General features: G+C 64.3%; 28 protein-coding genes. 17 read left to right on the plus strand and 11 right to left on the minus strand.

The annotated features are described in order from the left end of the window. Positions 1-5: 5 nt before the first annotated feature. The 3 genes from urtC to urtA all read right to left on the minus strand — a co-directional run bounded on the left by urtC (position 6) and on the right by urtA (position 4,195). Positions 6-1,175 (minus strand): urea ABC transporter permease subunit UrtC, encoded by a 1,170-nt coding sequence (gene urtC / locus EI171_RS41490; RefSeq protein WP_011084267.1) that lies wholly within the window; start codon positions 1,173-1,175, stop codon positions 6-8. Beyond that, positions 1,172-2,779, minus strand: a complete 1,608-nt coding sequence (gene urtB / locus EI171_RS41495; protein ID WP_038965365.1) for an urea ABC transporter permease subunit UrtB — start codon at positions 2,777-2,779, stop codon at positions 1,172-1,174. The genes urtC and urtB overlap by 4 nt, the downstream gene beginning before the upstream one ends. An 87-nt stretch (positions 2,780-2,866) precedes the next feature. After that, positions 2,867-4,195 carry an urea ABC transporter substrate-binding protein gene (urtA, locus tag EI171_RS41500; RefSeq protein WP_028173500.1) on the minus strand — a complete coding sequence of 443 codons (1,329 nt, stop codon included), beginning with the start codon at positions 4,193-4,195 and terminating at the stop codon, positions 2,867-2,869. Between the two features lie 480 nt (positions 4,196-4,675). Here urtA and EI171_RS41505 point away from each other — a divergent pair, with 480 nt between their 5' ends. The 3 genes from EI171_RS41505 to EI171_RS41515 all read left to right on the plus strand — a co-directional run bounded on the left by EI171_RS41505 (position 4,676) and on the right by EI171_RS41515 (position 7,071). Next, positions 4,676-6,268, plus strand: a complete 1,593-nt coding sequence (locus EI171_RS41505) for a DEAD/DEAH box helicase (RefSeq protein WP_161536621.1) — start codon at positions 4,676-4,678, stop codon at positions 6,266-6,268. A gap of 23 nt (positions 6,269-6,291) precedes the next feature. Then, positions 6,292-6,582, plus strand: coding sequence for a translation initiation factor IF-1 (gene infA, locus EI171_RS41510; protein ID WP_011084263.1), 291 nt, complete (start codon positions 6,292-6,294; stop codon positions 6,580-6,582). A 276-nt stretch (positions 6,583-6,858) separates the two neighbouring features. Continuing rightward, positions 6,859-7,071, plus strand: coding sequence for a cold-shock protein (locus EI171_RS41515; protein ID WP_011084262.1), 213 nt, complete (start codon positions 6,859-6,861; stop codon positions 7,069-7,071). A 99-nt stretch (positions 7,072-7,170) separates the two neighbouring features. Here EI171_RS41515 and EI171_RS41520 read toward each other — a convergent pair whose 3' ends face one another. Continuing rightward, positions 7,171-7,668 (minus strand): pilus assembly protein N-terminal domain-containing protein, encoded by a 498-nt coding sequence (locus tag EI171_RS41520; RefSeq protein ID WP_161536622.1) that lies wholly within the window; start codon positions 7,666-7,668, stop codon positions 7,171-7,173. Positions 7,669-7,822: 154 nt separating this feature from the next. Beyond that, positions 7,823-8,650 carry a sterol desaturase family protein gene (locus tag EI171_RS41525; protein WP_011084260.1) on the minus strand — a complete coding sequence of 276 codons (828 nt, stop codon included), beginning with the start codon at positions 8,648-8,650 and terminating at the stop codon, positions 7,823-7,825. Positions 8,651-8,915: 265 nt separating this feature from the next. Between EI171_RS41525 and EI171_RS41530 the strand changes: the two genes are divergently transcribed. From EI171_RS41530 to EI171_RS41570, 10 genes are all read left to right on the plus strand, one after another. Then, positions 8,916-9,080 (plus strand): Flp family type IVb pilin, encoded by a 165-nt coding sequence (locus EI171_RS41530; protein ID WP_011084259.1) that lies wholly within the window; start codon positions 8,916-8,918, stop codon positions 9,078-9,080. A 70-nt stretch (positions 9,081-9,150) separates the two neighbouring features. After that, positions 9,151-9,297, plus strand: coding sequence for a hypothetical protein (locus EI171_RS45170; protein ID WP_165448137.1), 147 nt, complete (start codon positions 9,151-9,153; stop codon positions 9,295-9,297). A 122-nt stretch (positions 9,298-9,419) separates the two neighbouring features. Further along, complete coding sequence (locus EI171_RS41535; RefSeq protein ID WP_060909182.1) at positions 9,420-9,944, plus strand: prepilin peptidase; 525 nt, start codon at positions 9,420-9,422, stop codon at positions 9,942-9,944. A gap of 127 nt (positions 9,945-10,071) precedes the next feature. Next, a complete protein-coding gene (gene cpaB / locus EI171_RS41540) occupies positions 10,072-10,872 on the plus strand; it encodes a Flp pilus assembly protein CpaB (RefSeq protein WP_028173503.1) in 801 nt (266 codons plus the stop codon). Positions 10,873-10,883: 11 nt separating this feature from the next. Continuing rightward, complete coding sequence (locus tag EI171_RS41545) at positions 10,884-12,359, plus strand: type II and III secretion system protein family protein (protein ID WP_028173504.1); 1,476 nt, start codon at positions 10,884-10,886, stop codon at positions 12,357-12,359. A 20-nt stretch (positions 12,360-12,379) separates the two neighbouring features. Next, positions 12,380-13,114, plus strand: coding sequence for a CpaD family pilus assembly protein (locus EI171_RS41550; protein ID WP_161536623.1), 735 nt, complete (start codon positions 12,380-12,382; stop codon positions 13,112-13,114). Beyond that, a complete protein-coding gene (locus EI171_RS41555; RefSeq protein ID WP_011084254.1) occupies positions 13,111-14,379 on the plus strand; it encodes an AAA family ATPase in 1,269 nt (422 codons plus the stop codon). Before EI171_RS41550 ends, EI171_RS41555 begins: the two co-directional genes overlap by 4 nt. A gap of 21 nt (positions 14,380-14,400) precedes the next feature. Continuing rightward, positions 14,401-15,864, plus strand: a complete 1,464-nt coding sequence (locus EI171_RS41560; protein ID WP_028173505.1) for a CpaF family protein — start codon at positions 14,401-14,403, stop codon at positions 15,862-15,864. A 16-nt stretch (positions 15,865-15,880) separates the two neighbouring features. Beyond that, positions 15,881-16,858, plus strand: a complete 978-nt coding sequence (locus tag EI171_RS41565; protein ID WP_028173506.1) for a type II secretion system F family protein — start codon at positions 15,881-15,883, stop codon at positions 16,856-16,858. A 9-nt stretch (positions 16,859-16,867) separates the two neighbouring features. Continuing rightward, positions 16,868-17,842 (plus strand): type II secretion system F family protein, encoded by a 975-nt coding sequence (locus EI171_RS41570; protein WP_011084251.1) that lies wholly within the window; start codon positions 16,868-16,870, stop codon positions 17,840-17,842. 62 nt (positions 17,843-17,904) lie between these two features. On the opposite strand, the gene EI171_RS41575 is transcribed toward EI171_RS41570, so the two are convergent. Both EI171_RS41575 and EI171_RS41580 read right to left on the minus strand, forming a co-directional pair. Further along, a complete protein-coding gene (locus tag EI171_RS41575) occupies positions 17,905-18,720 on the minus strand; it encodes a tetratricopeptide repeat protein (RefSeq protein WP_161536624.1) in 816 nt (271 codons plus the stop codon). Between the two features lie 209 nt (positions 18,721-18,929). Further along, the gene (locus EI171_RS41580; RefSeq protein ID WP_011084249.1) at positions 18,930-19,133 is read right to left on the minus strand and encodes a hypothetical protein; all 204 of its coding nucleotides are present in this window, start codon (positions 19,131-19,133) and stop codon (positions 18,930-18,932) included. Positions 19,134-19,337: 204 nt separating this feature from the next. On the opposite strand from EI171_RS41580, the gene EI171_RS41585 reads away from it, so the two are divergent. Then, positions 19,338-20,711, plus strand: coding sequence for a M17 family metallopeptidase (locus EI171_RS41585; RefSeq protein WP_161536625.1), 1,374 nt, complete (start codon positions 19,338-19,340; stop codon positions 20,709-20,711). Beyond that, complete coding sequence (locus EI171_RS41590; RefSeq protein WP_011084247.1) at positions 20,704-21,558, plus strand: C40 family peptidase; 855 nt, start codon at positions 20,704-20,706, stop codon at positions 21,556-21,558. Before EI171_RS41585 ends, EI171_RS41590 begins: the two co-directional genes overlap by 8 nt. A 116-nt stretch (positions 21,559-21,674) precedes the next feature. Here the strand turns inward: EI171_RS41590 and EI171_RS45175 are convergent, their stop codons facing one another. Next, positions 21,675-21,926 (minus strand): hypothetical protein, encoded by a 252-nt coding sequence (locus EI171_RS45175; protein ID WP_202633235.1) that lies wholly within the window; start codon positions 21,924-21,926, stop codon positions 21,675-21,677. Between the two features lie 286 nt (positions 21,927-22,212). On the opposite strand from EI171_RS45175, the gene EI171_RS41595 reads away from it, so the two are divergent. Next, a complete protein-coding gene (locus EI171_RS41595) occupies positions 22,213-22,494 on the plus strand; it encodes a hypothetical protein (RefSeq protein WP_028173510.1) in 282 nt (93 codons plus the stop codon). Between the two features lie 37 nt (positions 22,495-22,531). After that, on the plus strand, positions 22,532-22,762 hold the full coding sequence (locus EI171_RS41600) for a hypothetical protein (RefSeq protein WP_028173511.1): 231 nt from the start codon (positions 22,532-22,534) through the stop codon (positions 22,760-22,762). Positions 22,763-22,849: 87 nt separating this feature from the next. Here EI171_RS41600 and EI171_RS41605 read toward each other — a convergent pair whose 3' ends face one another. Genes EI171_RS41605 through EI171_RS41615 form a run of 3 tightly spaced genes read right to left on the minus strand, consistent with a single transcriptional unit; the run spans position 22,850 to position 26,779 of the window. Then, complete coding sequence (locus tag EI171_RS41605; RefSeq protein ID WP_038965361.1) at positions 22,850-24,487, minus strand: ABC transporter ATP-binding protein; 1,638 nt, start codon at positions 24,485-24,487, stop codon at positions 22,850-22,852. Positions 24,488-24,491: 4 nt separating this feature from the next. Continuing rightward, positions 24,492-25,670: an ABC transporter permease gene (locus tag EI171_RS41610; RefSeq protein WP_028173513.1), complete on the minus strand. Its 1,179-nt coding sequence runs from the start codon at positions 25,668-25,670 to the stop codon at positions 24,492-24,494. Continuing rightward, positions 25,670-26,779: a microcin C ABC transporter permease YejB gene (locus EI171_RS41615; RefSeq protein WP_161536626.1), complete on the minus strand. Its 1,110-nt coding sequence runs from the start codon at positions 26,777-26,779 to the stop codon at positions 25,670-25,672. The genes EI171_RS41610 and EI171_RS41615 overlap by 1 nt, the downstream gene beginning before the upstream one ends. Positions 26,780-26,781 lie beyond the last annotated feature (2 nt).

Consider the following 26,781-nt stretch of genomic DNA (forward strand, 5'->3'; position numbering starts at 1 on the left):
TGCGCCTACTCCGCCATCTTGGGTTCGGTGACGCCGTCCTCGGCCGCGGCACTCGCCGTGGTCGCCGCGGGACGTTTTTCCTTCGACGCGTCCCACCAGGTGTTGAAGGTACCGACGATGCCCTTGGGCAGCAGCAGCGTCACCAGGATGAACAACGCGCCGAGCATGAACAGCCAGTACGGCGCCAGCATGCCCGAGGTGAAGAACGTTTTTGCGTAATTGACGACGACGGCGCCGAGCGCCGCGCCCACCAGCGTGCCGCGGCCGCCGACCGCGACCCAGATCACCGCCTCGATCGAATTGCCCGGCGCGAATTCGCTCGGATTGATGATGCCGACCTGCGGCACGTAGAGCGCGCCGGCAACGCCGGCCATGCAAGCCGACACCGTGAACACGAACAGCTTGTAGGATTCGACCCGGTAGCCGAGGAAGCGGGTGCGCGATTCCGCATCACGCACCGCGATCAGCACCTTGCCGAGCTTGGACGAGACGATGGCGCGGCAGACCAGGAAGCCCAGGATCAGCGCCAGGCAGCTCAGCGCGAACAGCGCGGCGCGAGTCCCTTCCGCCTGCACGTTGAAGCCCAAAATGTCCTTGAAGTCGGTCAGGCCGTTGTTGCCGCCGAAGCCGAAATCGTTGCGGAAGAAGGCGAGCAGCAGCGCATAGGTCATCGCCTGCGTGATGATCGACAGATACACGCCGGTGACGCGGGAGCGAAAGGCGAGCCAGCCGAAGCAGAAGGCGAGCAGGCCCGGCACGACCAGCACCATCAGCGCGGCGAACCAGAACATGTCGAAGCCGTACCAGTACCAGGGCAGCTTCGAATAGTTCAGGAACACCATGAAGTCGGGCAGGATAGGGTTGCCGTAGACGCCGCGGGTGCCGATCTGCCGCATCAGGTACATGCCCATCGCGTAGCCGCCGAGCGCGAAGAAAGCCCCGTGGCCGAGCGAGAGGATGCCGCAATAGCCCCAGATCAGGTCGATCGCGAGCGCCAGGATGGCGTAGCAGACATACTTGCCCCAGAGCGCGACCAGATAGGTCGGCACTTGCAGGAACGAGCCCGCGGGCAGCAGCAGGTTGGACAACGGGATCAGCACGCCCAGCGCGGCGACAACCAGCAGGAAGATCGTCGCGCTGCGGTCCAGTGATCGCGTCAGCATGTGAGGGGTCATGCTTCCACCGCACGGCCCTTGAGCGCGAACAGACCGCGCGGCCGCTTTTGAATGAAAAGGATGATGAGAACCAGGATGGCGATCTTGCCGAGCACGGCGCCTGCGACCGGCTCCAGGAACTTGTTGGCGATGCCGAGCGTGAAGGCGCCGACCAGCGTGCCCCAGAGATTGCCGACCCCGCCGAACACCACGACCATGAAGCTGTCGATGATGTAGCTCTGGCCGAGATTGGGGCTGACATTGTCGATCTGCGACAGCGCCACGCCGGCGATGCCGGCAATGCCCGAACCGAGGCCGAAGGTGAGCGCGTCGACGCGCGAGGTGGCGATGCCCATCGAGGCCGCCATGCGCCGGTTCTGCGTCACAGCGCGCATCTCCAGGCCCAGCGCGGTGTAGCGCAGCATCGCGAGCAGGATCGCGAACACGGCGAGCGTGAAGCAGAGGATCCAGAGCCGGTTATAGGTAATGGTGATCTGGCCGAGCTCGAAGGCGCCGCTCATCCAGGAGGGGTTGCCGACCTCGCGGTTGGTCGGGCCGAACATAGTGCGGACCGCCTGCTGGAGCACCAGCGACAGGCCCCAGGTCGCCAGCAGCGTCTCCAGCGGACGGCCGTAGAGGAAGCGAATGATGCTGCGCTCGATCAACACGCCGATCGCGCCGGCGACGAGAAAGGCCAGCGGCACGGCGATCAGCAAGGAATAGTCGAACAGACCGGGATAGCGGGTGCGGATCACCTCCTGCACCACGAAGGTGGTGTAGGCCCCTAACATCACCATTTCGCCATGGGCCATGTTGATGACGCCCATCACGCCGAAGGTGATGGCGAGCCCGATCGCCGCGAGCAGCAGCACTGAGCCGAGCGAGAGGCCGTACCAGGCATTCTGCACCGTGGACCAGACCGCGAGCGAACTCTGGATCGAGCCGATCGCACTCGCGGCGGCCTTGGTCACCGAGGCCGGCTGGTCGCCCATGCCGGTGAGCAGCGCCATCGCCTCCTGGTCGCCGCGCGCCCTGAGGGTGGCGACGGCCTCGAGCTTCTCGACCTCGGTGGCGTCCGGCTTGAACAGCAGGATCGCCGCGCGGGCTTCGCCGAGCGTAGCCTTGACTGATTTGTTGGTTTCCTTGGCGAGCGCGGCATCGACGGCTTCGAGCGCGGTCTCCTCATGCGACTTGAAGACGGATTGCGCGGCCTGGAGGCGCGTTCCGACGTCCGGCGACTGAAGCGTCAGGCTGCCGACCGCGGCATCGACGCTGCGGCGCAGACGGTTGTTGAGGCGGACCGCGCTCGCACTATCGGGAACGCTAGCCACCGCCTGGCCGGTCGCGGCGTCGATCGACTTGCCGTCGGTGCCGGTGACGTAAACCTTCTTGCTGTCCGGATCGGCCATGAGGCGGCCGTCCTGGAGCGCGCTGATGATGGGGAAGGCCAGCGGATTGCCGCTGCTCGCGACCACGCCGATCGCCTCTTCCGTGTCGGAATAATCATCGTTGGCGAATTTGGCGACCGCATCCTCGAACGGACCGGCGAAGGCCGGCAGTGCGAACGCGATCAGGAACAACGAGAGCAGGAGCGAACAGAGGCGGGCGGACAAATTAGCTGGCACTGTGAATGACCCCGGCAGAAATGAGTGGAGAAGGCGGCGGGATCGCCGCCCTCTCCGGTCGCGTGCATAGATACGGTCAGGCCCGGATCAGGAGCCCGAACCCAGGCACTTGTTGGTCTTGGTGTTGAAGTTGCCGCACTTCTTGCCGACCCAATCGCCGATCAGGTCCTTGGAGCCGTCGAGCTCCTTCGACCAGGCATCGCCCGCGACAAGACCCGGGGTCTTCCAGACCACGTCGAACTGGCCGTTGCCCTTGATCTCGCCGATGAACACCGGCTTGGTGATGTGGTGGTTCGGCAGCATCTTCGACACGCCACCGGTCAGGTTCGGCGCCTCGATGCCGGGAAGCGCGTCGATCACCTTGTCCGGATCGGTCGACTTCACCTTCTCGACCGCCTTCACCCACATGTTGAAGCCGATCACGTGCGCTTCCATCGGGTCGTTGGTCACACGCTTCGGGTTCTTGGTGTAGGCCTGCCAGTCCTTGATGAACTTCTCGTTCGATCCGTCCTTGGTCTTGATCGACTCGAAGTAGTTCCAGGCGGCGAGATGGCCGACCAGCGGCTTGGTGTCGATGCCGGCGAGCTCTTCCTCACCCACCGAGAACGCGACCACCGGGATGTCCTTCGCCTTGATACCCTGGTTGCCGAGCTCCTTATAGAAGGGAACGTTGGCGTCGCCGTTGATGGTCGAGACCACCGCGGTCTTCTTGCCGGCCGAGCCGAACTTCTTGATGTCGGCCACGATTGTCTGCCAGTCGGAGTGACCGAACGGCGTGTAGTTGATCATGATGTCTTCCTGGGCGACACCCTTCGACTTCAGATAGGCTTCCAGGATCTTGTTGGTGGTGCGCGGATAGACGTAGTCGGTGCCCGCGAGCACCCAGCGCTTCACCTTCTCGTCCTTCATCAAATAGTCGACGGCGGGGATCGCCTGCTGGTTCGGCGCAGCACCCGTGTAGAACACGTTGCGCTCGCTCTCCTCGCCCTCGTACTGCACGGGGTAGAACAGGATGTTGTTCAGCTCCTTGAAGACCGGGAGCACCGACTTGCGCGACACCGAGGTCCAGCAGCCGAACACGACCGAGACCTTGTCCTTGGTGATCAGCTCGCGCGCCTTTTCGGCGAACAGCGGCCAGTTCGAAGCGGGGTCGACGACGACGGCTTCGAGCTTCTTGCCGAGCACGCCGCCCTTCTTGTTCTGCTCGTCGATCAGGAAGAGGATGGTGTCCTTCAGCGTGGTTTCGCTGATGGCCATGGTGCCGGAGAGAGAGTGAAGCACACCGACCTTGATGGTGTCGTCCGCGGCCTTCGCGCCGGAAATGGAGGCCAGACCGAGCATCAGTCCGGCGGTCGCGGCGAGCACGCCGCGGCGGCTAAATGACGCCGCTATATCGTGAGTGGATTTGGTGCGCATTTGTGTATCATCTCCCTGACGCAGACGTGAAAAACGCTGCGAAACGGCCCCACGGCCGCCTGCGATTAACGGAATCGCAAGAACCATGCCATGGGCTAGACACGCACCAAGACATTGATTTTGCTTTATAATCTAGCAAAAATCGAAGTTTCGCCGAGAGCTAATTGCTCAAGATTTGTGCAATGAAATTGTATTCTAATGCGGCAGACAGTTCATTTATTGAGCAAAATGACGCTTCTGTCTAAATTTCCGGCATAACTATTTCTGCACTGCAATCGCCATTTAGGGCCAGCCTGCCTTGAAAGCGCCCGCTCAATGTTCCATATGACGGTCGAGACCTCTTGCGAATCAAGGGGTCGTTGCGAGCCGCGTGTTCTTAAGCCCTCTACGGGCCTCTGGCTTGCCCCATATCTCCCAAGCCATCCGACACCCCAAACACGCAGGTGTCTTCTCGACACCCGTTTGCGCGCGCCGCGCTGAATGCGCCGGGCGCCCGCTTTTGACATGGAAAGAACCCATCTTTTGACTTCGTTTCAGGACTTCGGCCTCGCCGAACCGATCGCTCGCGCTCTCTCCGAAGAGAATTACGTCACCCCCACCCCCATCCAGGCCCAGACCATCCCCACGGCGTTGACCGGCCGCGACGTCGTCGGCATCGCCCAGACGGGCACCGGCAAGACCGCGTCCTTCGCGCTGCCGATCCTGCATCGCCTGCTCGAGCACCGCATCAAGCCGCAGCCGAAGACGGCCCGCGTCCTGGTTCTGTCGCCCACCCGCGAGCTGTCCGGCCAGATCCTCGACAGCTTCAACGCCTATGGCCGCCACATCCGCCTGTCCTCGACGCTCGCCATCGGCGGCGTGCCGATGGGCCGCCAGGTCCGCTCGCTGATGCAGGGCGTCGAAGTGCTGGTCGCCACCCCCGGCCGCCTGCTCGACCTCGTGCAGAGCAACGGGCTGAAGCTTGGCAGCGTCGAATTCCTCGTGCTCGACGAGGCCGATCGCATGCTCGACATGGGCTTCATCAACGACATCCGGAAGATCGTCGCCAAGCTGCCGATCAAGCGGCAGACGCTGTTCTTCTCGGCCACCATGCCCAAGGACATCGCCGAGCTCGCCGACTCCATGCTGCGTGATCCGGCCCGTGTCGCGGTGACCCCGGTCTCCTCGACCGCCGAGCGCATCAACCAGCGTATCCTCCAGGTCGACTTCTCGGCCAAGCCCGCCTTCCTGACCAAGCTCCTGAAGGACGAGCCGATCAACCGCGCGCTGGTCTTCACCCGCACCAAGCACGGCGCCGACAAGGTCGTGAAGACGCTCGAGAAGGCCGGCATCGCCGCCAGCGCCATCCACGGCAACAAGTCGCAGAACCATCGCGAGCGCACGCTCGCCCAGTTCCGCTCCGGCGACATCCGCACGCTGGTCGCCACCGACATCGCCGCCCGTGGCATCGATGTCGACGGCATCACCCACGTCATCAATTTCGACCTGCCCAACGTGCCCGAGACTTACGTCCACCGCATCGGCCGCACCGCGCGCGCCGGCGCCGAAGGCACCGCGATCTCGCTGGTCGCAGGCGGCGAGGAGCTCAGCTATCTCCGCGACATCGAGCGGCTGATCAAGGTGGCGCTGCCGCGCGAAGACCTCCGCACCGATGCCGGCCGCCGCGATGCGGGTCCGCCCCCGTCGCAGCAACGACAGGGCCGGCCGGGCCGCCCGGGCCAGCGTCCGCAAGGCGCAAGGCATGGTGAGCGCCACGGTGACGGACGGCGTACCGACGAAAGGCACGGCGACGGACGCCACCACAGCGCCGGCAAGCAGGGTGATGGACGGCCCGGTGAAGGCCGGCATGGCGACGCGCGCCACGTCGACGGAAGGCCCGGCAGCGGCCCGAAGGCCTCAAAGGGGTCTCGTCGCCGCCGCTCCGGCGGCAAGATGCACTCTTCGCAAACCGACCGCCCTGAACAGCGTTCCGCGCATAGCGCTGGGACGCCTGATGGGATACAAGGCGTTGCCTTTTTGCGCCGGGACAGTCGGCCGATGGGCCAACCAACTCGCAAACCCTATTCGCACTAGCCGTCCACGACCTGGAGACATTCATGGCTAAGGAAGAGCTGATCCAGTTCGAAGGACTGGTCACCGAAATCCTCCCCGACGCCCGCTACCGCGTGCAGCTCGACGCCGGGCACGAGATCGTTGCCTACACCGCCGGCAAGATGAAGAAGAACCGCATCAAGACGCTCGCGGGCGATCGCGTGACGGTGGAGATGTCGCCCTACGATCTCGAAAAGGGCCGGCTGATTTTCCGCCACAAGGACGAACGTCCCGCAACATCCGGCGGACCGCCGCGGGGTGGCGCGCAGCGCGGTGGCCAGTTCCGCCGCCGCTAGGCGGCGAACGACGATTCCGCGCGCAAGCGCGGAATCGAAATGCTGACCTGTATGCTGATCTGCCGTGCACATCGCGGCGGATCAAAAAATCGTGCGCGTCAGGATTGTTTTGAAGCCTCATTTCCAATAAAATGAATTAATCGATTTTCGGCCGGACGACATTGGCATCCACCGGTACAGCCGGTTCAGACACGCTGACGACCCTTCCAGAAATTCGATCTAACCTGCCCGCGCGAGCGGGCTCTTACATTGTGTATCTGAGAAGGAACTACCCCCGTGAGCATGGGAACCGTGAAGTGGTTTAACGCGACCAAGGGCTTTGGCTTCATCCAGCCCGACGACGGCGGCAAGGACGTGTTCGTGCACATCAGCGCCGTCGAGCGCGCCGGCCTCGGCACGCTGCGCGAAGGCCAGAAGATCTCCTACGAGATCGTTGCCGATCGCCGGTCCGGCAAGTCGGCCGCCGACAATCTTCGCTCCGCCGGCTGAGCCGACGGAGCTTCGGCTCGCGCGAACGAGCCAACGCAACAGAAAAGGCCGTGCGCGACGCACGGCCTTTTTTCATGTTCGAAGAACCGGGCGGTCTTGCTAGTTGGTCTTGGCGCCCGCGCCGGCGTTGCCGCTGGCATTGCTGCTCAGCGAACCGGCCTGGCTCATCGTGGTGTTGAAGAAGTTGTCGCTGTCGCCCAGCGTCACGCGACGCTGGCAAATCGGCATGCAGCTATAGGACTCACGCTCGACCCCGCGGTAGACGGTGACGAGCCGGTCGCTCGGACCTTCGACCTGGATCTGGCGGTCGACCAGGATCTCGCCGCCCCTGTCGAGCGCGATGAAATTGGTGGCGCCGTAGCCCTTCCCGGTCACGACGATCATGCCGCCGGGCTGGAGCGTGACGTCGGCGATCAGGGGATTGCCGACCACGATGGTCGCAACCTTGCCGGGCAGCCGGACCAGCTTGGCCTGGTCGACATTGACGGCGATGGTATCGGCGGTGGATTCGGCAAGACCGGCAGCCGGCGATGCCAGCACCGCGGCCGCAACCAGAAGACACACGCGCGCATGGCGGCGCAGCAGTTCTTTACACATACTCTTACCCCCGGGACGTCACAAACCGGCAGAAGCGATTGATACAGCGGAGCCGGTGCCCGACCGCGCTAACCTGCCCTCAATTCGTGAACGTTCCGCAAATTCGCCGACTATTGTTTGAGCGGACTGGCGTTTTAAGGTCCTCGCGGTCGTGCTAGCGGCGGAACGGATAAGCGAGCTGGCCCGCGATCTCCCTGGGCATGGTCGCTTCGTCCTTGCCGTAATCCTGCGGCAGTTGCCCCTCCGGCATGCGGAAGGTGCCGAACAGCACGTCCCAGAGCGGGAAGGTCCCGGCGAAATTGGTGTCGCCGCCCTCCTCGAGCGAGGTGTGGTGCCAGCGGTGGAACACCGGCGTCGCCAGCACGTATTTGAACGGCCCGAAGGTCCAGTTCAGATTGGCGTGCACGAAGGCCGAGTGGAAGGTCGTGAACGGGGCAAGCCAGATCATGACATTCGGGGAAATGCCGGCCATCAGCAGCACGACGTCGACCCCGATCGAGCCGAGCACGAGATTGACGGGATGGAAGCGGGCCGCCGAAATCCAGCTGATCTCCTCCGAGGAGTGATGGATCGCGTGATACTTCCAGAACTCGCCGCCATGGAACAACCGGTGCAGCCAGTACAGCATGAAATCCGACAGGACCAGGAAGAGGACAGCCTGGGCCCAGAGCGGCAATAGCGCCAGCGGGCCGTGGCCATTGTCGTAGAAGGCGATGAGACCGTCGGCATCGTGGATGTTGAAGAGGAGACTCGCGCCGACGATCAAGAGCCCGATCCGCATGGTGCGGGCGAACACCGGAACGAAGAACCAATAGCAGATGTCGGTGACGATCTCCCGCTTGCGCCACCAGGGCGTGCCGGGATTGCAGGCCCAGAAATGCTCGAGCACGGTGAAGACCGCCGCGAGCGCGAGGGTGATGGGGACCACCTTCGCGATGGTCTCGCCGAGCATCAGGGCGACTTGCATGGGCAGGCTCGACATCGTCGCCTCTCTTCCGGATTGCTGGTCCTCCTACGCCTACTCCGCGAAATTTAAGGGAGGGTGAAGCCGGCGACGCACTTGCGGTACGTTAGAACCGCAGCGAATTCCAGCGGGCCTTAAGGCGAAATTCACTCTGGGCAAAAGCATCGCGCAGGGATCGGGTTTGCACGATCGAATTAACTCTACCGAAAGAGCTCGGCTTTCATGCTCATAGCGTCAAAGACAGCGCCGAACGAGGCGATCCAACCCCAGATGGAGTTTGTTCATGAAGAACCTGATTGCGCGTTTCGCCAAGGATGAATCCGGCGCCACCGCCATCGAATACGGCCTGATCGCCGCCGGCATCGCGCTGGCCATCATCACCGTCGTCAACAACCTCGGCAGCACGCTGAACACCAAGTTCACCTCGATCAGCACCTCGCTGAAGTAAGCGACCGACAGGCGACGGCAAAAGCCCCGGACATCCGGGGCCTTTGTTTTTCTGAGTACGGCGAGTTCCAGTGGCGTTACGCAAGTACAGAACCGATGCCGCGGTTGCGGCGAGCGAGGCGGAGGCGGCGCAGACCGGCTCGCCGGCCTACTGGGTCTGCCTTGCACTGCTGCTTGCGACGCTCGCACTCGCCGCGCGCATTGCCAGCCTCTGGTGAGCACTCCTCGCGCGATCCGCCCTGTCAAGGCCACAGCCGCCGTTGTCGGTTTGTTTAGCTCTGCCGGGTAGCATCGGGCGACGCCAGATATCGCGACGAACCCAGGCCTCAAGACGCAGCCCATGATCCTCGACCTTGCGCGCCTTCTGCTCTTCCCGGCCCTGATGGCGTTCGCCGCCGCGAGCGATCTCTTCACGATGACGATCTCGAACCGCGTCTCGCTGGCGCTGGTCGCAGGCTTCTTCGCGCTCGCCCTCTCCGGTGGCATGGCACCTTACGAGATGCTGGGCCATGTCGGCGCCGGCGCGCTTGTCCTGGTCGTGGCCTTCACCTGTTTTGCGATGGGCTGGGTCGGCGGCGGCGACGCCAAGGTCGCTGCCTCCGTCGCGCTCTGGTTCGGCTTCGCACCATTGATGAACTTCCTGCTCTACGCCTCGCTGTTCGGCGGAGCGCTGACGCTGCTCCTGCTCCAGTTCCGGCAATGGCCGCTGCCCTACGGCCTTGCGGGCCAGGCCTGGCTTGCGCGACTGCACGCCAAGGAGAGCGGCATTCCCTACGGCATCGCGCTCGCACTGAGCGCACTGATGGTCTACCCGGAAACCGAGTGGGTGAAGGCGATCGACCTCGCTCATCTCGCACTGCGTTGAACGCTCCGGGTAAACCAGGCGTTAAGGCGATTTAGATACGCCTCATTAACCATGCTTTGACGAATAGCTGGTCAACTGCCGATTACGGCGGCGGCTGCGTCGCGGCGTTTGTTGGAAAGTGAAGCGTATGAATAGGGCACGCATTGTCGTCCTGACGGTCGCCATCTGCGCCGGCGGTGTCGCCGCGTACCTGGCGAGCGGCTCGGACAATTCTGCGCCGCCTCCGGCGGCTCCGGTCGCGCAGCTTCCAACCGTCGACGTGCTGGTGGCCAAGAACGACATCGGCCTCGGCCAGACCGTGAAACCGGAAGACGTGCAATGGCAAACCTGGCCGGCCGCGACCGCCAGCGCCACCTTCATCCGCCGCAACGAGCGCCCCGAGGGCGTGACCCAGGTGACCGGTTCGATCGCGCGCGCCCCCTTCATCCAGGGTGAGCCGATCCGCGACCAGAAGCTGGTCAAGGCCGAAGGCTCCGGCTTCATGGCGGCAATCCTGCCCACCGGCATGCGCGCGATCTCGACCGAGATCTCGCCGGAGACCGGCGCAGGCGGCTTCATCCTGCCCAACGATCGTGTCGACGTGCTTCTGACGCGCCGCCTCAAGAACCCGGACCCGAGCAACGGCGCCCCCGATATCGTCACGTCCGAGATCATCCTGGCCAACATCCGCGTCCTGGCCATCGACCAGGCGCCGAAGGAGAAGGACGGCCAGAATACGGTGGTCGGCAAGACCGCCACCCTCGAGCTCAACCCCACGCAGACGGCGACGCTTTCCGCCGCCCGCCAGAGCGGCACGCTGTCGCTGGCGCTGCGCAGCATCGTCGACGTCAAGATGAGCGAGATCACGCTCGATGATTCCGCACAGAGGCGCGATGGCGTTTCGATCATTCGCTACGGTATCCCAAGCTCGACGGCGAAGGCACGATGAGGTCAGTCGATATGAAATGCAGGGCAGATTTGGCGACGATGCGAACCTCAATGGTCCGCGCCCTGTCGTTTTCGGCCGCCCTCGCGCTGGTGCTCAACCCGGCACTGACCCCCGTGGTCGCCGCCGACTACCGCCCCGCAGCGCCGGTCGCGGCCGACGGCCAGATGAACGCGCGCTTCCTCTCGCTCGGCGTCGGCAAGTCCATCGTGATCGACCTTCCGCGCGACATCAAGGATGTGCTGGTCGCCGACCCCAAGATCGCCAATGCGGTGGTCCGCTCGTCGCAGCGCGCCTACATCATCGGCGCCGCGGTCGGGCAGACCAACATCGTGTTCTTCGATTCCGCCGGCCAGCAGATCGCGGCCTATGACATCGCGGTCAAGCGTGACCTCAACGGCGTGCGCGCCGCGCTGAAGCAGATCCTGCCCAATTCCGACATCCAGATCGACGGCCTCGGCGAAGGCATCGTGCTGACCGGCACGGCGGCGAATCCGATGGAGGCGCAGCAGGCCAACGATCTCGCAGCGCGCCTCGCCGGCGGCGCCGACAAGGTCGTGAACTCGATCGTGGTCCGCGGCCGCGACCAGGTCATGCTCAAGGTGACAGTCGCCGAAGTCGCGCGCAGCATCGTCAAGCAGCTCGGCATCGACCTCACCGCCAACCTCAACTACGGCACCTCCGTGGTGACCTTCAGCAACTCCAACCCGTTCACCGCTCTTGGCAAAAATCTGGTGGACGGCAACAGTCTGACCACGAAGTTCGGCGCGACGCCGTCGGTGCAGGCCACCCTGCGCGCGATGGAGACCGCCGGCGTGATCCGGACGCTGGCCGAGCCGAACCTGACCGCGATCTCCGGCGAGTCGGCGACCTTCATCGCCGGCGGCGAATTCCCGGTACCGGCGGGCTATGCGTGCGATCCCACGACGCATGTCTGTACAACCCAGATCAGCTTCAAGAAGTTCGGCATCTCGCTCAACTTTACGCCCGTGGTGCTGACCGAGGGCAAGATCAGCCTGCGGGTGATGACCGAGGTTTCGGAACTGTCGAACGAGAATGCGATCACGCTGTCGCAGGCCGTGACCTCGACGTCGGTGAACTCGCTCACGGTGCCTTCGATCAAGACCCGCCGGGCGGAGACGTCGCTGGAGATTCCCTCCGGCGGCGCGATGGCGATGGCCGGCCTGATCCAGCAGCAGACCAAGCAGGCGGTCAGCGGGCTGCCGGGCCTGATGCAGCTCCCGATCCTCGGCACGCTGTTCCGCAGCCGCGACTTCGTCAACAACGCGACCGAGCTGGTCGTGATCGTGACGCCCTATATCGTTCGCGCGGTGGCGCAAAAGGACCTGTCGCGGCCGGATGACGGATTCTCCGCGCCTGCCGATCCGCAGGTCGAGCTGCTCGGCAACATCAACCGCATCTACGGCGTGCCTGGCCGGACCGAGCCGGGCCGGAACTACCGCGGCACCTACGGCTTCATCACCGACTAAGGCGGAACGGGGACTTCGTTATGACCACAAGACCACCCCAGATTCGCAGAGGCGCCATCGGCTTCGGTGGCGCGCTCGTCGGCATCGCGCTTGCGCTCGGCGGCTGCCAGCACGACGAAGCGGTCACCGCCTCCATTCCCGACAGCTACAAGCAGCGTCATCCGATCGCGATCGAGGAGCAGAACCGCTCGATCGTCGTCTTCGTCGGCCACGCCCGCGGCGGGTTGACCGCGGCCCAGCGCGCCGACGTGATGGGCCTGGCATCGGCCTGGCTGCATGAGGGCACCGGCGCCATCCATATCGACGTGCCGTCCGGCACGCCCAACGCGCGTCCGGTCGCGGAGTCGATGCGTGAGATCCAGGCGATGCTGGCGGCGGCGGGCGTTCCGCCGCGCGGCATCATCGCCCGCCCCTACCAGCCGGAAGACAAGCGCTTCCTGCCGCCGATCCGGCTGACCTATTCCAAGATCGCCGCAGTCGCGGGCCCCTGCGGCCTGTGGCCGGAGGACATCGGCCCCTCGATGAAGAACAAGGGCTGGTTCGAGAACAAGGAATACTACAATTACGGCTGCGCCTATCAGCGCAACCTCGCAGCCATGGTCGACAATCCCTCGGACCTCGAGCAGCCGCGGCCGGAGACACCTTCCTATACGACACGGCGCACCGCCGCGTTCGAGAAGTATCGCAAGGGAGTACCGACGGCGGTCTCCTATCCTGAGGCCGACAGGGCCAAACTCAGCGACACCGGCAAATGATCAGCTACGCCAGGCAAACACACGAAGAGCAGCCGGAAGCAGCTCCGCCGCCGGCCGAGGAGCATATCGCGCCTGCGCCGCGCGTCTCGGTCCAGGCCTTCTGCGAGACCGTGGAAACTGCTGCCGCGGTACAGTCGGCCGGCGAGGATCGCCGTCTCGGCAAGGCCCACCTGAAGATCCAGATGGGCGGCATGGCGGCTGCGGTCGAAGCCTACCGCTCGGCGCCCACGCCGAACGTGATCGTGCTCGAGAGCGACGGCCGCAACGACCTCCTGGGCGGGCTCGACCAGCTCGCCACCGTCTGCGACGCCGGCACCCGCGTGGTCGTGATCGGCCGCATCAACGACGTCATGCTCTATCGCGAGCTGGTGCGCCGCGGCGTCAGCGACTACGTGCTCGCGCCGGTTGGCGCGATCGACGTCGTGCGCTCGATCTGCAACCTGTTCTCCGCGCCGGAAGCCAAGGCGGTCGGCCGCATCATCGCCGTGGTCGGCGCCAAGGGCGGCGTCGGCGCGTCCACCATCTCCCATAACGTCGCCTGGGCGATCGCGCGCGACCTCGCGATGGACGCGGTCGTCGCCGATCTCGACCTCGCCTTCGGCACCGCCGGGCTCGACTACAACCAGGACCCGCCGCAAGGCATTGCGGACGCCGTGTTCTCGCCCGATCGCGTCGATACCGCCTTCATCGACCGCCTGCTGTCGAAATGCACCGACCACCTCAGCCTGCTGGCGGCGCCGGCGACGCTGGACCGGGTCTATGATTTCGGCACCGACGCCTTCGATTCCGTGTTCGACACGCTGCGCTCCACCATGCCCTGCATCGTGCTCGACATCCCGCACCAATGGTCGGGCTGGACCAAGCGCGCTCTGATCGGGGCGGACGACATCCTGATCGTGGCGGCGCCCGACCTCGCCAATTTGCGCAATACCAAGAACCTGTTCGACCTGCTGAAGGCCTCGCGCCCCAACGACCGGCCGCCGCTCTACTGCCTGAACCAGGTCGGAGTGCCGAAACGTCCCGAAATCGCCGCGACGGAGTTCGCCAAGGCGATCGAGAGCCAGCCGGTCGTCTCGATCCCGTTCGAGCCGCAGATCTTCGGCTCGGCGGCCAACAACGGCCAGATGATCGCGGAGATCTCCGCCAACCACAAATCGATCGAGATGTTCCTCCAGATCGCCCAGCGCCTGACCGGCCGCAGCGAAACGAAGAAACAAAAGTCGTCCCTGCTTTCACCCCTGATTGATAAGTTGCGGGGAAAATAAGCCGCCGCATGGAGTCGTTAAGTGTTCGGTAAGCGTAGCGGAACAGACACCGACCTTCGGGCCCCGAAGCCCGGCGCCGTGTCGCCAGAGCCTGCCCCGGCTCCGGCGCCGACGGTGTCGCGCGCGCCGCCCCCGCCGGCCGTCGCCTCGCCGCCGCTTGCCCCGGCGAGGCCTGCGCCGGCGATGGAAACCCGCCGCTCGGACAATTACTACGAGGTCAAGGCGACCATCTTCGGCGCGCTGATCGAGGCCATCGACCTCGCCCAGCTCGCCAAGCTCGATTCGGAATCGGCCCGCGAGGAAATCCGCGACATCGTCAACGAGATCATCGCGATCAAGAACATCGTGATGTCGATCGCCGAGCAGGAAGAGCTGCTCGACGACATCTGCAACGACGTGCTCGGCTACGGCCCGCTGGAGCCGCTGTTGTCGCGCGACGACATCGCCGACATCATGGTCAACGGCGCCAACACCGTCTACATCGAAGTCGGCGGCAAGATCCAGCGCACCGGTATCCGCTTCCGCGACAACCAGCAGCTCCTCAACATCTGCCAGCGCATCGTCAGCCAGGTCGGCCGGCGCGTCGACGAATCCTCGCCGATCTGCGACGCGCGCCTTGCCGATGGCTCCCGTGTCAACGCGATCGTGCCGCCGCTGTCGATCGACGGGCCCGCACTCACCATCCGCAAGTTCAAGAAGGACAAGCTGACCCTGGATCAGCTCGTCAAGTTCGGCGCAATCTCGCCGGAGGGCGCCGAGATCCTCCAGATCATCGGCCGCGTCCGCTGCAACGTGCTGATCTCCGGCGGTACCGGCTCGGGCAAGACCACGCTGCTCAACTGCCTCACCAACTACATCGAGCACGACGAGCGCATCATCACCTGCGAGGACGCGGCCGAGCTTCAGCTCCAGCAGCCCCACGTGGTGCGGCTCGAAACCCGCCCGCCCAACATCGAGGGCGAGGGCCAGATCACCATGCGCGAGCTGGTGCGCAACTGCCTGCGTATGCGCCCCGAACGCATCATCGTCGGCGAGGTCCGCGGACCCGAGGCGTTCGACCTGCTTCAGGCCATGAACACCGGCCATGACGGCTCGATGGGCACGCTGCACGCCAACAACCCGCGCGAGGCGCTGTCGCGCTGCGAATCCATGATCACGATGGGCGGCTTCTCGCTGCCGTCGCGGACCATCCGCGAGATGATCTGCGCCTCGATCGACGTCATCGTCCAGGCCGCGCGCCTGCGCGACGGCTCGCGCCGCATCACGCACATCACCGAGGTGATGGGCATGGAAGGCGACACCATCATCACCCAGGACATCTTCCTCTACGACATGATCGGCGAGGACGCCAACGGCAAGATCATCGGGCGGCACCGCTCGACCGGCATCGGCCGTCCGAAGTTCTGGGAACGCGCTCGCTATTACGGCGACGAGAAGCGCCTTGCCGCCGCACTCGATGCGGCGGAAGTGGCGCCAACGACGTGAGCAGGTCAGCACCGCCATGAACATGCAGGTCCTCGCCCTCGCCTTCCTCGCCACCGCCGCTGTCGGCGGCATCGCCTGGGTCTTCCTCTATCCATTGCTGTCCGGGGAGCGGAAGGCGGAAAACCGCCGTGCCTCGATCGCGCGCGCCGACGCGCCCGCGGCCAAGCAGACCGAAAAGAGCCAGCGCTCACGCCGTGAGCAGGTCGAGACTTCGCTGAAGGATCTCGAGGCACGACGTCAGCAGGAGAAGAGCGTTCCGCTCAACATCCGCCTGTCGCAGGCGGGGCTGGACTGGACGCCGCAGAAATTCTGGATCGTGTCCGCCGTCGTGGCGGGCGTGCTGTTCGTAGCCGCCATGTTCGTCGGTGGCGGCCTGCTCGGCGGCGCCGGCCTCGCCTTCGCCGGCGGCTTCGGCTTGCCGCGCTGGGCACTCAGCTTCCTGAAGAAGCGCCGCGAAAGCAAATTCCTGGCCGCGCTGCCCGACGCCGTGGACGTGATCGTCCGCGGCATCAAGGCGGGCCTGCCGCTGTTCGAATCGATCAAGGTGGTCGCCGCCGATTCGCCCGAGCCGCTGCGCAGCGAGTTCCTGGCCATCATCGAGACGCAGGCGATCGGCATGCCGCTCGGCGAAGCCTGCTCGCGCCTCTACGATCGCATGCCGCTGCCGGAAGCCAACTTCTTCGGCATCGTCATCTCGATCCAGCAGAAGTCGGGCGGCAACCTCTCCGAAGCGCTGGGCAACCTCTCCAAGGTGCTGCGCGACCGCAAGAAGATGAGGGAAAAGATCCAGGCGATGTCGATGGAGGCCAAGGCTTCGGCCGCCATCATCGGCTCGCTGCCGCCGATCGTGATGTTTCTCGTCTATCTCACGACGCCGCACTACATCTCCCTGCTGTGGACCCATCCTACCGGCCAGCTCATGCTGGTCGGCTGCGTCGTCTGGATGTCGGTCGGCATCATGGTGATGAAGAAGATGATCAACTTCGATTTCTGACGGTGGCGTATGGTCGAATTTCTGGTTTCGAAACTGCATGACGTCCGTTTCATGACCATGCTGCTGGCGGCCATCGCCGCCAGCGCTACCGTCTATACGCTGGTGATGCCACTGTTCGCCGGCGAAGGCCTCTCCAAGCGCATGAAGGCGGTGGCGAGCGAGCGCGAGCGGATCCGGCAGCGCGAGCGCGAGCGCCTCAACAAGAGCGAGAAGGTCTCGCTGCGCCAGACCCCGAAGCAGCTCGTCTCCAAGGTCGTCGAGGATTTCAACCTCACCAAATGGCTCGCGCAGGAAGCTGCCCGCGACAAGCTCATCATGGCCGGCTACCGCGGTCAGGCGCCCTACATCACCTTCCTGTTTGCGCGCATGGTCGCTCCGATCACCCTGTTCGTGGGCTCGGTCCTGTACGTGTTCCTGATCGCGCATATGGAGAAACCGGTGCCGGTCAAGATCGGCATCTGCATCGGCGCCGCCTATCTCGGGCTTCAGGCCCCGATGCTGTTCCTCAAGAACGCGATCTCCAAGCGCCAGCTTTCGATCAAGCGCGCCTTTCCCGACGCGCTCGACCTGCTGCTGATCTGCATCGAATCCGGCATGTCGGTCGAAATGGCATTCCGGAAAGTCGCCACCGAAATCGTCGGCCAGTCGATCGCGCTGTCGGAAGAGTTCACGCTGACCACCGCCGAGCTGTCCTATTTGCAGGACCGCAAGGTCGCCTATGAGAACCTGGCGCGGCGCACCGGGCTCGAGGGCGTCAAGTCGGTGTGTCTGGCGCTCCAGCAGGCGGAACGTTACGGCACTCCGCTCGGACATTCCCTGCGCGTCATGGCGCAGGAAAACCGCGACATGCGCATGACCGAGGCCGAGAAGAAGGCCGCTGCGCTGCCGCCGAAGCTGACGGTGCCGATGATCCTGTTCTTCCTGCCGGTGCTGTTCGTCGTCATTCTCGGGCCGACCGGCATCAAGATCTCCGAGATGCAGTGACGCAAGACTTGAGCCGCGTGCGGTTCGCGCGAGCGGCTTTGGGATGAGACGATCGGGTCGGATCAGTCGGGTCGGCTGAGCGCGGCGACGGGCGTCCGCTTCGGTGCGCCGCGTGGGACGTCGCTGCGGCTCAGCATTTCCTTGAGATAGGCGACGTTGGCTGCGGCCTGCTCCGGCGGCAGGTCCGCCTTCACGATAGTCTCGGCTTCGGCAAAGCGGCCCTGGAGACCGACGACCAGGCCGAGATTCTGCCGCACCCGCGCGCTCGCGCGCGGCGAGGCGTAGGCCTGCCGCAACGCCTCTTCGGCCTTGGGAAGGTCTCTCGACAGCATGTAGGACAGGCCGAGATTGGACAGCACGCCGGGATCGCCCGGCGCGATCTTCAGCGCGCTCGCATAATAGGAACGCGCCTCATCGTGACGGCCCATCTGATCGAGCGCCGTGCCCTGCACCGAGAGCAGACGCCAGTCCGGATTGTCGGGTGAATGCGCTTTCGACAGCACGTCGAAGGCCTGCTGGAAATTGCCGTTGTCGGCGAGTGCACGGCCGTACTGGGCGAGCAGCGCCTTGTTGCCGGGATTGGCGATGGTCGCCTGCTCGAGAACGGCGGCGGCCTGGGCGCGCTGGCCGTTGGCGCGCAAGGCCTGGCCATATCCGAGCGCGGCCTCGGCATCCTTGGGATTGGCACGGTAACGCTCGCCATAGACTTCGACGGCGCCTGCGGGATCGCTGGGAGGGGGAGTCTCCGCCCGCGACCCGATCGAGCCGGTGACGTCGGAGAGCTTTGACATTGCCGTGCAGCCGCCGAGGCTCATGGCCACCACCGCAACGAGCGAGGCAGACGCGAGAAGCCGGGCAGGACTGAACCGTTGACGCATGACGCTTTGACTCTCGAGCGGATGGATCGAGCCGAACGCGCCAGCAATAGACTGTTAACCCTAATGGCCGGTTAACGCCGGGATGCCTGCCCCTCTCACGGCGGCGTCCGCGGCGGCACCTCTCCGCCGAGACCGAGGTCGAGGCCGAACGCCTTCACCTGCTCGTTCAGGTCTGGAGATCTGCCCGTCGCCGGTTTCGTTTCACCCGATCAATATTCGATGGCAAGCCGCTTGCGGATTTCGTCGACGCGCTTGTCGAGCGCGTCGAAGCGCGCATGGACGGAGCGGTCGTGGAGATAGAAGACGTAGCCGCCGGCAAGGAACGCGAAGATCCAATGATGATGCTCGACATAGCTGAAAATCGCCTCGACGACCTGGCCGATGAAAGTGACCATACTCCACACGACGTCCATTGCATTTCCTCCCGGCAGGCTTCGCTTTCGGCCACCGGCGATCTCCTTGCACCTGGCGGCCGTTGCCGGAACCTAGCATGGCCCCCTTGCTGCGAGTAGCCGCTCGCTCAACGGTGACGGCAAAGCCGATTGCGGCCACCGCAAAACTCTGCGAAGTCTCCCTCATCCGCATAACCAGCTTGATCTGACGACCTGGACCCGCCAATGCCTTCTGTCTTCGAGACGTCGCCAACCGCCATCCCGATCACCTTCGTCACCAAGTCGAGCTGGGATCAGGTCGCCGAGACGCTGCCGCCGGCGCAACGCCAGTTCGCCACGGCGAACGCCTTCGCCGCCAAGCCGGGCGGCTATCTCGCCCTGCCCGCCCCCGACGGTACGATCGCGCAAGTGCTGTTCGGCATCGAGGACGAGGGCGCAAGATCCCGCGACCTGTTCCGGCCGGGCGCCCTGCCCGGCCTGTTGCCGCCGGGCACCTATCGCTTTGCCAATGCACCGCACGATGCACGGCTCGCCGCACTCGCCTTCGCGCTCGGCTGCTACCGCTTCGCCCGCTACCGCAAGGCAGATAGCCCCGATGTCCGCCTGGTGCCGCCTGACGGCGTCGACGCCGTCGAGATCAGCCGCATGGCCGATGCCGCGATGCTGGCGCGCGACCTCATCAACACGCCGTCCAACGACATGGGGCCGGAGGAGCTCGCCGCAGCCGCCCAAGAGCTCGCCAGCGAATTCGGCGCGAGCTTTGCCTGCACCATCGGCGAGGATCTGAGGACGGATTTTCCCCTGATCCACGCCGTCGGCATGGCCTCGGACCGCGCGCCGCGACTGATCGACATCAGCTGGGGCGATCCCGCCCATCCCAAGGTGACGCTGGTCGGCAAGGGCGTGTGCTTCGACACCGGCGGGCTCGACCTGAAGCCGTCGAGCGGCATGCTGATCATGAAGAAGGACATGGGCGGCGCCGCCAACGTTCTGGCGCTCGCGCGCATGGTGATGGACGCGAAGCTGAAGGTCCGGCTGCGCGTGCTGATTCCGGCGGTCGAGAATGCGGTCGCCGGCAATGCCTTCCGCCCGCTCGACATTTTTACATCGCGCAAGGGGATCACGGTCGAGATCGGCAACACGGACGCCGAAGGGCGGCTCGTGCTCGCCGATGCCCTGGCGCTCGCCGACGAGGAGAAGCCCGACCTGCTGATCGATCTCGGCACACTGACGGGAGCTGCACGCGTCGCGCTGGGGCCGGATTTACCGCCCTTTTACACCAATGATGAGACGCTTGCCGCCGACGTCGCGCGCTGCGCCGTCAAGGAGAACGATCCGTTGTGGCGCATGCCGCTGTGGCCGGCCTACGATGCGTGGCTGGACTCCAAGACCGCCACCATCACCAACGCACCGTCCGGCGGCTTTGCCGGGTCGATCACCTGCGCGCTGTTCCTGCAACGCTTCGTCGAGCAGGCCAAGAGCTGGCTGCATGTCGACATCTATGGCTGGACGCCGTCGGCGAAGCCGGCGCGCCCCGAAGGCGGCGAGTGCCAGGCCGCGCGCGCCATCTACACATTGCTGAGCGAGCGCTATGCATGATCCAGGACACGATCCAAGGCTGACACCGGCGCGGGCCGACCTCGCCGCCAAATATCTCGAAGGCAAGGTGCAGGCGGAGCGTTTCGTCACCGGCGAGGAATTCGAGGTGACGGACGCGATTGCAGCGGTGCGCGAACAGCCGTCCTCGGACGCGATGCTGATGACGGAGGCGCTGCGCGGCGAGCGCGTCACGGTCTACGATCGCAATGGCGAGGGCTGGGCCTGGGGCCAGCTGGGAAGTGACGGCTATGTCGGCTGGCTTCCCGATGCGGCGCTCATGAAGCCGACGGCCGCCCCGACGCACAAGGTCAGCGCGCTGCGGACGTTTGCGTTCCCGGGCCCCTCGATCAAGCTGCCGCCAGCCGGCACGCTCGTGATGGGATCGAAGATTGCGGTGGCGCGCGAGGACGGCAGCTTCGCGGTGACGCGCGACGGAGCTTATCTGCCGAAGGCGCATCTCGGCCCGCTCGATCATCGCGAGCCGGACTTCGTTGCGGTGGCCGAACGCTTCGTCGGCACGCCCTACCTCTGGGGCGGCAAGAGCAGCCTCGGCATCGATTGCTCGGGTCTCGTGCAGGTCTCGCTGACGGCGGCCGGCACCGGCTGCCCGCGCGACAGCGACATGCAGCAGGCCGGCCTTGGACGAGCCCTGGAGCCTCACGGGCAGAGCAAGCTGCAACGCGGCGACCTAATCTTCTGGAAGGGCCACGTCGCCATCGTCCGCGACGCCGGCACCATGGTTCACGCCAACGCGCATCATATGGCGACGGTGATCGAGCCGATCGAGCCGGCCATTGCACGGATCAAGCAGGCCGGCAGCGAGGTCGTGGCGATCAAGCGGCTCTAGGGCGTGTGCTCATAATTCACCGCTAATTTGCCGCGTCCGCTTTACTCTCCGAAGGCGACGTTGAAACCGGTATGGCCGAATGTCGGTCTTGGAAGCGGATCCGCATCTGATGGATGTCAGACGTCGCTATGTTGCTTGGGCACATTACCGGCGCTGGCCTCCGGCTTGGAAATCGGAGGGATGCAGCTGCCGAAGCGTGGATCGAGCGGATCGTAACGCGACTTTGTTCGCACGACGATATACAGCGCCGCCAGCGCGAAGGAACCGAGCAGCAGCAGCATCCACACAGGTGGCCGACTTGCGATCAAAAGCACCGTTGCTCCAACCAGTAGCAAGACAACAGTGCCCGAGGACAGCTTTGAAGCCATCACCGCCTCCGCGGTAAGCTCGACGGCCAGATATTACCGTGGATATCGACATATTTGAGCGAAGCCGGCTGCGACACTCCAGCGCAGAGAGAACCGGAGGTCTCGTATGTTCCCCGGGCTCATTTTCCAGGGAATACACGCACGATCATTCGGGCAACCCGTCACTCGAAAGGCAACCCGCCCCGGCTGATAGGCATCTCGCGGCGCAACTACGGAACAACGTTACAATTGGGAGAATTGCGGAACGAAACATGTCGTCAGTCTTTCTGCCTTTGGGAGGTGCCCCATGAGTTCTCAGGCCAGAGAAGGCGCGTGTGCGTTCGCTTGGCGGAACTACCTGCTGCTCCACAGCGGCATCAGCGAGAATGATAACAGGCGTTCCGCCCTCTATCGCTACATCGCCAGTCTTCGCGATACCGGCGAAGATGATTTCGATCTCCTGCAAGTCGCCGCAGTCGCCTACTTGAAAAAATTGGATGAATTGCATGACGACCAATGTGCGCGACTCGCGGCAGATCACGTTTTGGCCGAGTGTTTGGAAGCACGCAATTCACAACCCGAGAGGTGACTTTAGGCCATAACACAAGCGCGAAGGAGCGAACAGCATGGCAGACAAGACCGTTACTGCAAACCATCTCGCGGGCGACCCACAACGGCGCATCGCCGCAGCGACAGCAATCGGCATGAATGCCTTGATGCCGATGATCCACTTTCAGGTCTCAATGCTGAGGATGTGGGCCGATAGTATTGAGAAGCTCGCGGGCAATTACGAAAAGAAGTTGGAAGAAACAGCGACCACGGTCGAGGAACAATTAGACAAGGAACGCGCCGCGTAGATCAACCCGACTGGTAGGTGCGGCCCGCTTCGGCCACCAGCAGAAGCGTCCCTGGGGCTCGCGCTGTCGCGCGACCGGAATGCCGGGCTACGTCGCCACCGAGCCGTTCCCGGCCGTCTCCAGCCGGAAGGCTGCCGCGAACAGCGCGCGCGTGTAATCGCTCTTCGGGTTCTTGAACAGCTCGGCCGCCTGCCCCTCCTCGACCACCTTGCCGCCGCGCATCACGATCAGATGGCTGGCGAGCGAGGCGACGACGCGCAAATCGTGCGAGATGAACATGTAGGTGAGATCGCGCTTGCGCTGCAGCTCGCGCAACAGATCGACCATCTGCGCCTGGAACAGCATGTCGAGCGCGCTGGTCGGCTCGTCCAGCACGACGAAATCCGGCTCCAGCACCACCGCGCGCGCGATCGAGATGCGCTGGCGCTGGCCACCGGAAAACTCATGCGGATAGCGGTAGCGGGTGTCCGGTTTCAGTCCGACATCCTCGAGCGCCTTGACGACGCGCACCTCACGCTCCTCGCCCGACAGTTTCGGCTGATGCACGGTGAGGCCTTCGGCGATGATGTCGGCGACCGACATGCGCGGGCTGAGCGAGCCGAACGGATCCTGGAACACGATCTGCATGTCGCGCCGGAAGGGCCGCATCTCCTTGAAGCGCAGGCCCTGGATGTCTCTCCCCAGGAACACGATGCGCCCGTTCGAGGAGATCAGCCGCAGCAGCGCCAGCCCCAGCGTGGTCTTGCCCGAGCCGGATTCGCCGACGACGCCGAGCGTCTCGCCCTTGCGCACGGCGAGGCTGACGCCGTCGACCGCCTTGATGTGGCCGACCGTCTTGCGCATCAAGCCGCGCTTGATCGGAAACCACACTTTCAGATCGTCGGCCGACATCACCACCGGCGCATTCGGCTGCGGCGGCGCGGGATCCGGCTTCGGCTCGGCCGCGAGCAGGTCGCGCGTATAGGGATGCTTCGGCGTCTTGAACACCTGCTCGACCGGCCCCTGCTCGACGATCTCGCCGCTCTTCATGACGCAAACGTGGTCGGCGATGCGGCGCACGATGCCGAGATCATGGGTGATGAAGAGCAGGCTCATGCCGAGCCGCGCGCGGATCTCGGCGAGCAGCGCCAGGATCTGCGCCTGCACGGTGACGTCCAGCGCCGTGGTCGGCTCGTCGGCGATCAGCAGATCGGGCTCGTTGGCGAGCGCCATCGCGATCATCACGCGCTGGCGCTGGCCTCCAGAGAGCTGGTGCGGATAGCTGTTGAGCCGCGTCTCCGGATCGGGGATGCCGACCTGGGTCAGCAGCTCCAGCGTCCGCTTGCGCGCCAGCGCGTTGCTGGTGGGATTGTGCAGCTGGATGATCTCGCCGATCTGCGCCTCGATCGTGTGCAGCGGATTGAGCGAGGTCATCGGCTCCTGGAAGATGATGGAGATGTCGCTGCCGCGGACCTCCCGCATCTGCTGCTCGGACTGGTCGATCAGCTCCTGTCCCTTGAAGCGGATGCTTCCCGAGGGATGCGAGGCGTTCGGATAGGGCAGCAGCTTCAGGATCGAGAGCGCGCTCACGGACTTGCCGGAGCCGGATTCGCCGACCAGCGCCAGGCATTCGCCGCGCTTGATCTGGAACGAGACCTTGTCGACCGCGAGTGTCGTGGCGCCACCCTGGTGGAAGGCCACCGAAAGGTCGCGCACGGCAAGCAGGGGCTGGTTGATCGCGTCCATTGGCCTACCTGAACGTCTTGCGCGGATCGAAGGCGTCGCGCACGGCTTCGCCGATGAAGATCAGGAGCGACAGCATGATCGCGACCGAGAAGAAGCCGGAGAAACCGAGCCACGGCGCCTGCACGTTGGACTTGGCCTGTGACAGCAGCTCGCCGAGCGATGGTGAGCCCGGCGGCAGGCCGAAGCCAAGGAAGTCGAGTGCCGTCAGCGTCATCACCGACGAGGAGACGATGAACGGCAGGAACGTCATGGTCGCGACCATCGCGTTCGGCAGCAGGTGACGGAACATGATGACCGGGTTGGAGACGCCGAGCGCGCGGGCGGCCTGGATGTATTCGAAGTTGCGCCCGCGCAGGAACTCGGCCCGCACGAGACCGACCAGCGAGACCCAGGAGAACAGCAGGAGAATGCCGAGCAGCACGAAGAAGCCGGGCACGAGGACCGAGGACAGGATCAAGAGAAGATAGAGCGACGGAATTGCCGTCCATATCTCGATGAAGCGCTGGAAGATGAGATCGACCCGGCCGCCGAAATAACCCTGTACCGCTCCCGCCGCGATGCCGATGACGGATGAGATGATCGTGAGGCAAAGGCCGAACAGCACCGAGATGCGGAAGCCATAGATCAGCCGCGCCACCACGTCGCGGCCCTGGTCGTCCGTACCTAACCAGTTGTATTCGAGGTCGCGGCAGCTCTTCAGCCCCTTCTTCTCGACCACCGGCTTGCATTGCGCTTCGGTGAGCATCCAGGTCGGCGGCGACGGCGCCGGCGTCGGCAAGTCGAGATTGTGAGTGTCGTAGGAATAGCGGATCAGGGGCCAGACGATGGCGCCGCCCTTGTCCTTGATGAGCTTCTGCAAGTAGGGGTCGCGGTAGTCGGCCGCCGTCTCGAAATCGCCGCCGAAGGTGGTTTCCGAATAAGTCACGAAGGCGGGCCAATAGAGGCGGCCATCGAATTTGACCAGGAAAGGTCGATCGTTGGCGATCAGCTCGGCGAACAGCGAGATCACGAAGAGGGCGATGAATATCCAGAACGACCAGTAGCCGCGGCGGTTGGCCTTGAAGTTCTGCCATCGCCGCCTGTTCAGCGGCGAAGGCGCGAACGGCTTTCGCGTGATCGGAACGATCTCACCCAGCGGAGACTGGGTCGTGGTCTCGATCGGCGTCGGCGCGATAACCGTCATCAGACCTCCCGCGCCTCGAAATCGATCCGGGGGTCGATCCACATATAGGTCAGGTCGGAGATCAGGTTGATCACGAGGCCGACCAACGAAAAGATGTAGAGTGTGCCGAACACCACGGGATAGTCGCGGTTGAGCACGCTCTCGAAGCTCAGCAGCCCGAGCCCGTCCAGCGAGAAGATGGTCTCGATCAGAAGCGAGCCTGAGAAGAAGGCGTGGATGAAGGTCCCGGGGAATCCGGCGATCACGATCAGCATCGCATTGCGGAAGACGTGGCCGTAAAGGACCCGGCCCTCGCTGCAGCCCTTGGCGCGCGCGGTCATGACGTATTGCTTGCGAATCTCGTCCAAAAACGAATTCTTGGTCAGGAACGTCATGGTGGTGAACGCGCCGAGCCCCATGGCGATCAGCGGCAGCGTCAGGTGCCAGAAATAATCGAGGATCTTCCAGTACCAGGGAAACTGCGACCAGCCGTCCGAAGTCAGTCCGCGCAGCGGGAACCAGTTAAAGAAGGAGCCGCCGGCAAACAGGATGATGAGGAGGATTGCGAACAGAAAGCCGGGAATGGCATAGCCCAGCACGAGAATGGTCGACGTCCAGGTGTCGAAACGCGTGCCGTCCTTCACCGCCTTGCGGATGCCGAGCGGAATCGAGATCAGATAGGTGATCAGCGTCAACCAGATGCCGAGCGAAATCGAGACCGGCAGCTTCTCCTTGATCAGCTGAATCACGCTGACGTCGCGAAAATAGCTCTTGCCGAAATCGAAGCGGGCGAAATTCCACACCATCAGCGCGAAGCGTTCCGGTGCGGGCTTGTCGAAGCCGAATTGCGCCTCCAGCTTCTTGATGAAATCAGGATCGAGCCCCTGCGCGCCGCGATATTTCGAGTTGATGGAATCGCCGCCCGCGCCGACTTGCCCCGGCGCACGCTGCGCAAAGTCGCTACCGCCCGAAATGCGCGAGGTGCCGCCGGTATCGGCGCCGGAGAGCTGCGCAATCACGCGCTCGACAGGACCGCCAGGCGCGAACTGCACGACGATGAAGGAGACGAAGAGGATCCCGAGCAATGTCGGGATCATCAGGAGGATGCGGCGGGCGATATACGCGCTCATGA

The organism is Bradyrhizobium sp. LCT2 (genome assembly GCF_009931255.1).
Classification (GTDB): Bacteria; Pseudomonadota; Alphaproteobacteria; order Rhizobiales; family Xanthobacteraceae; genus Bradyrhizobium; species Bradyrhizobium diazoefficiens.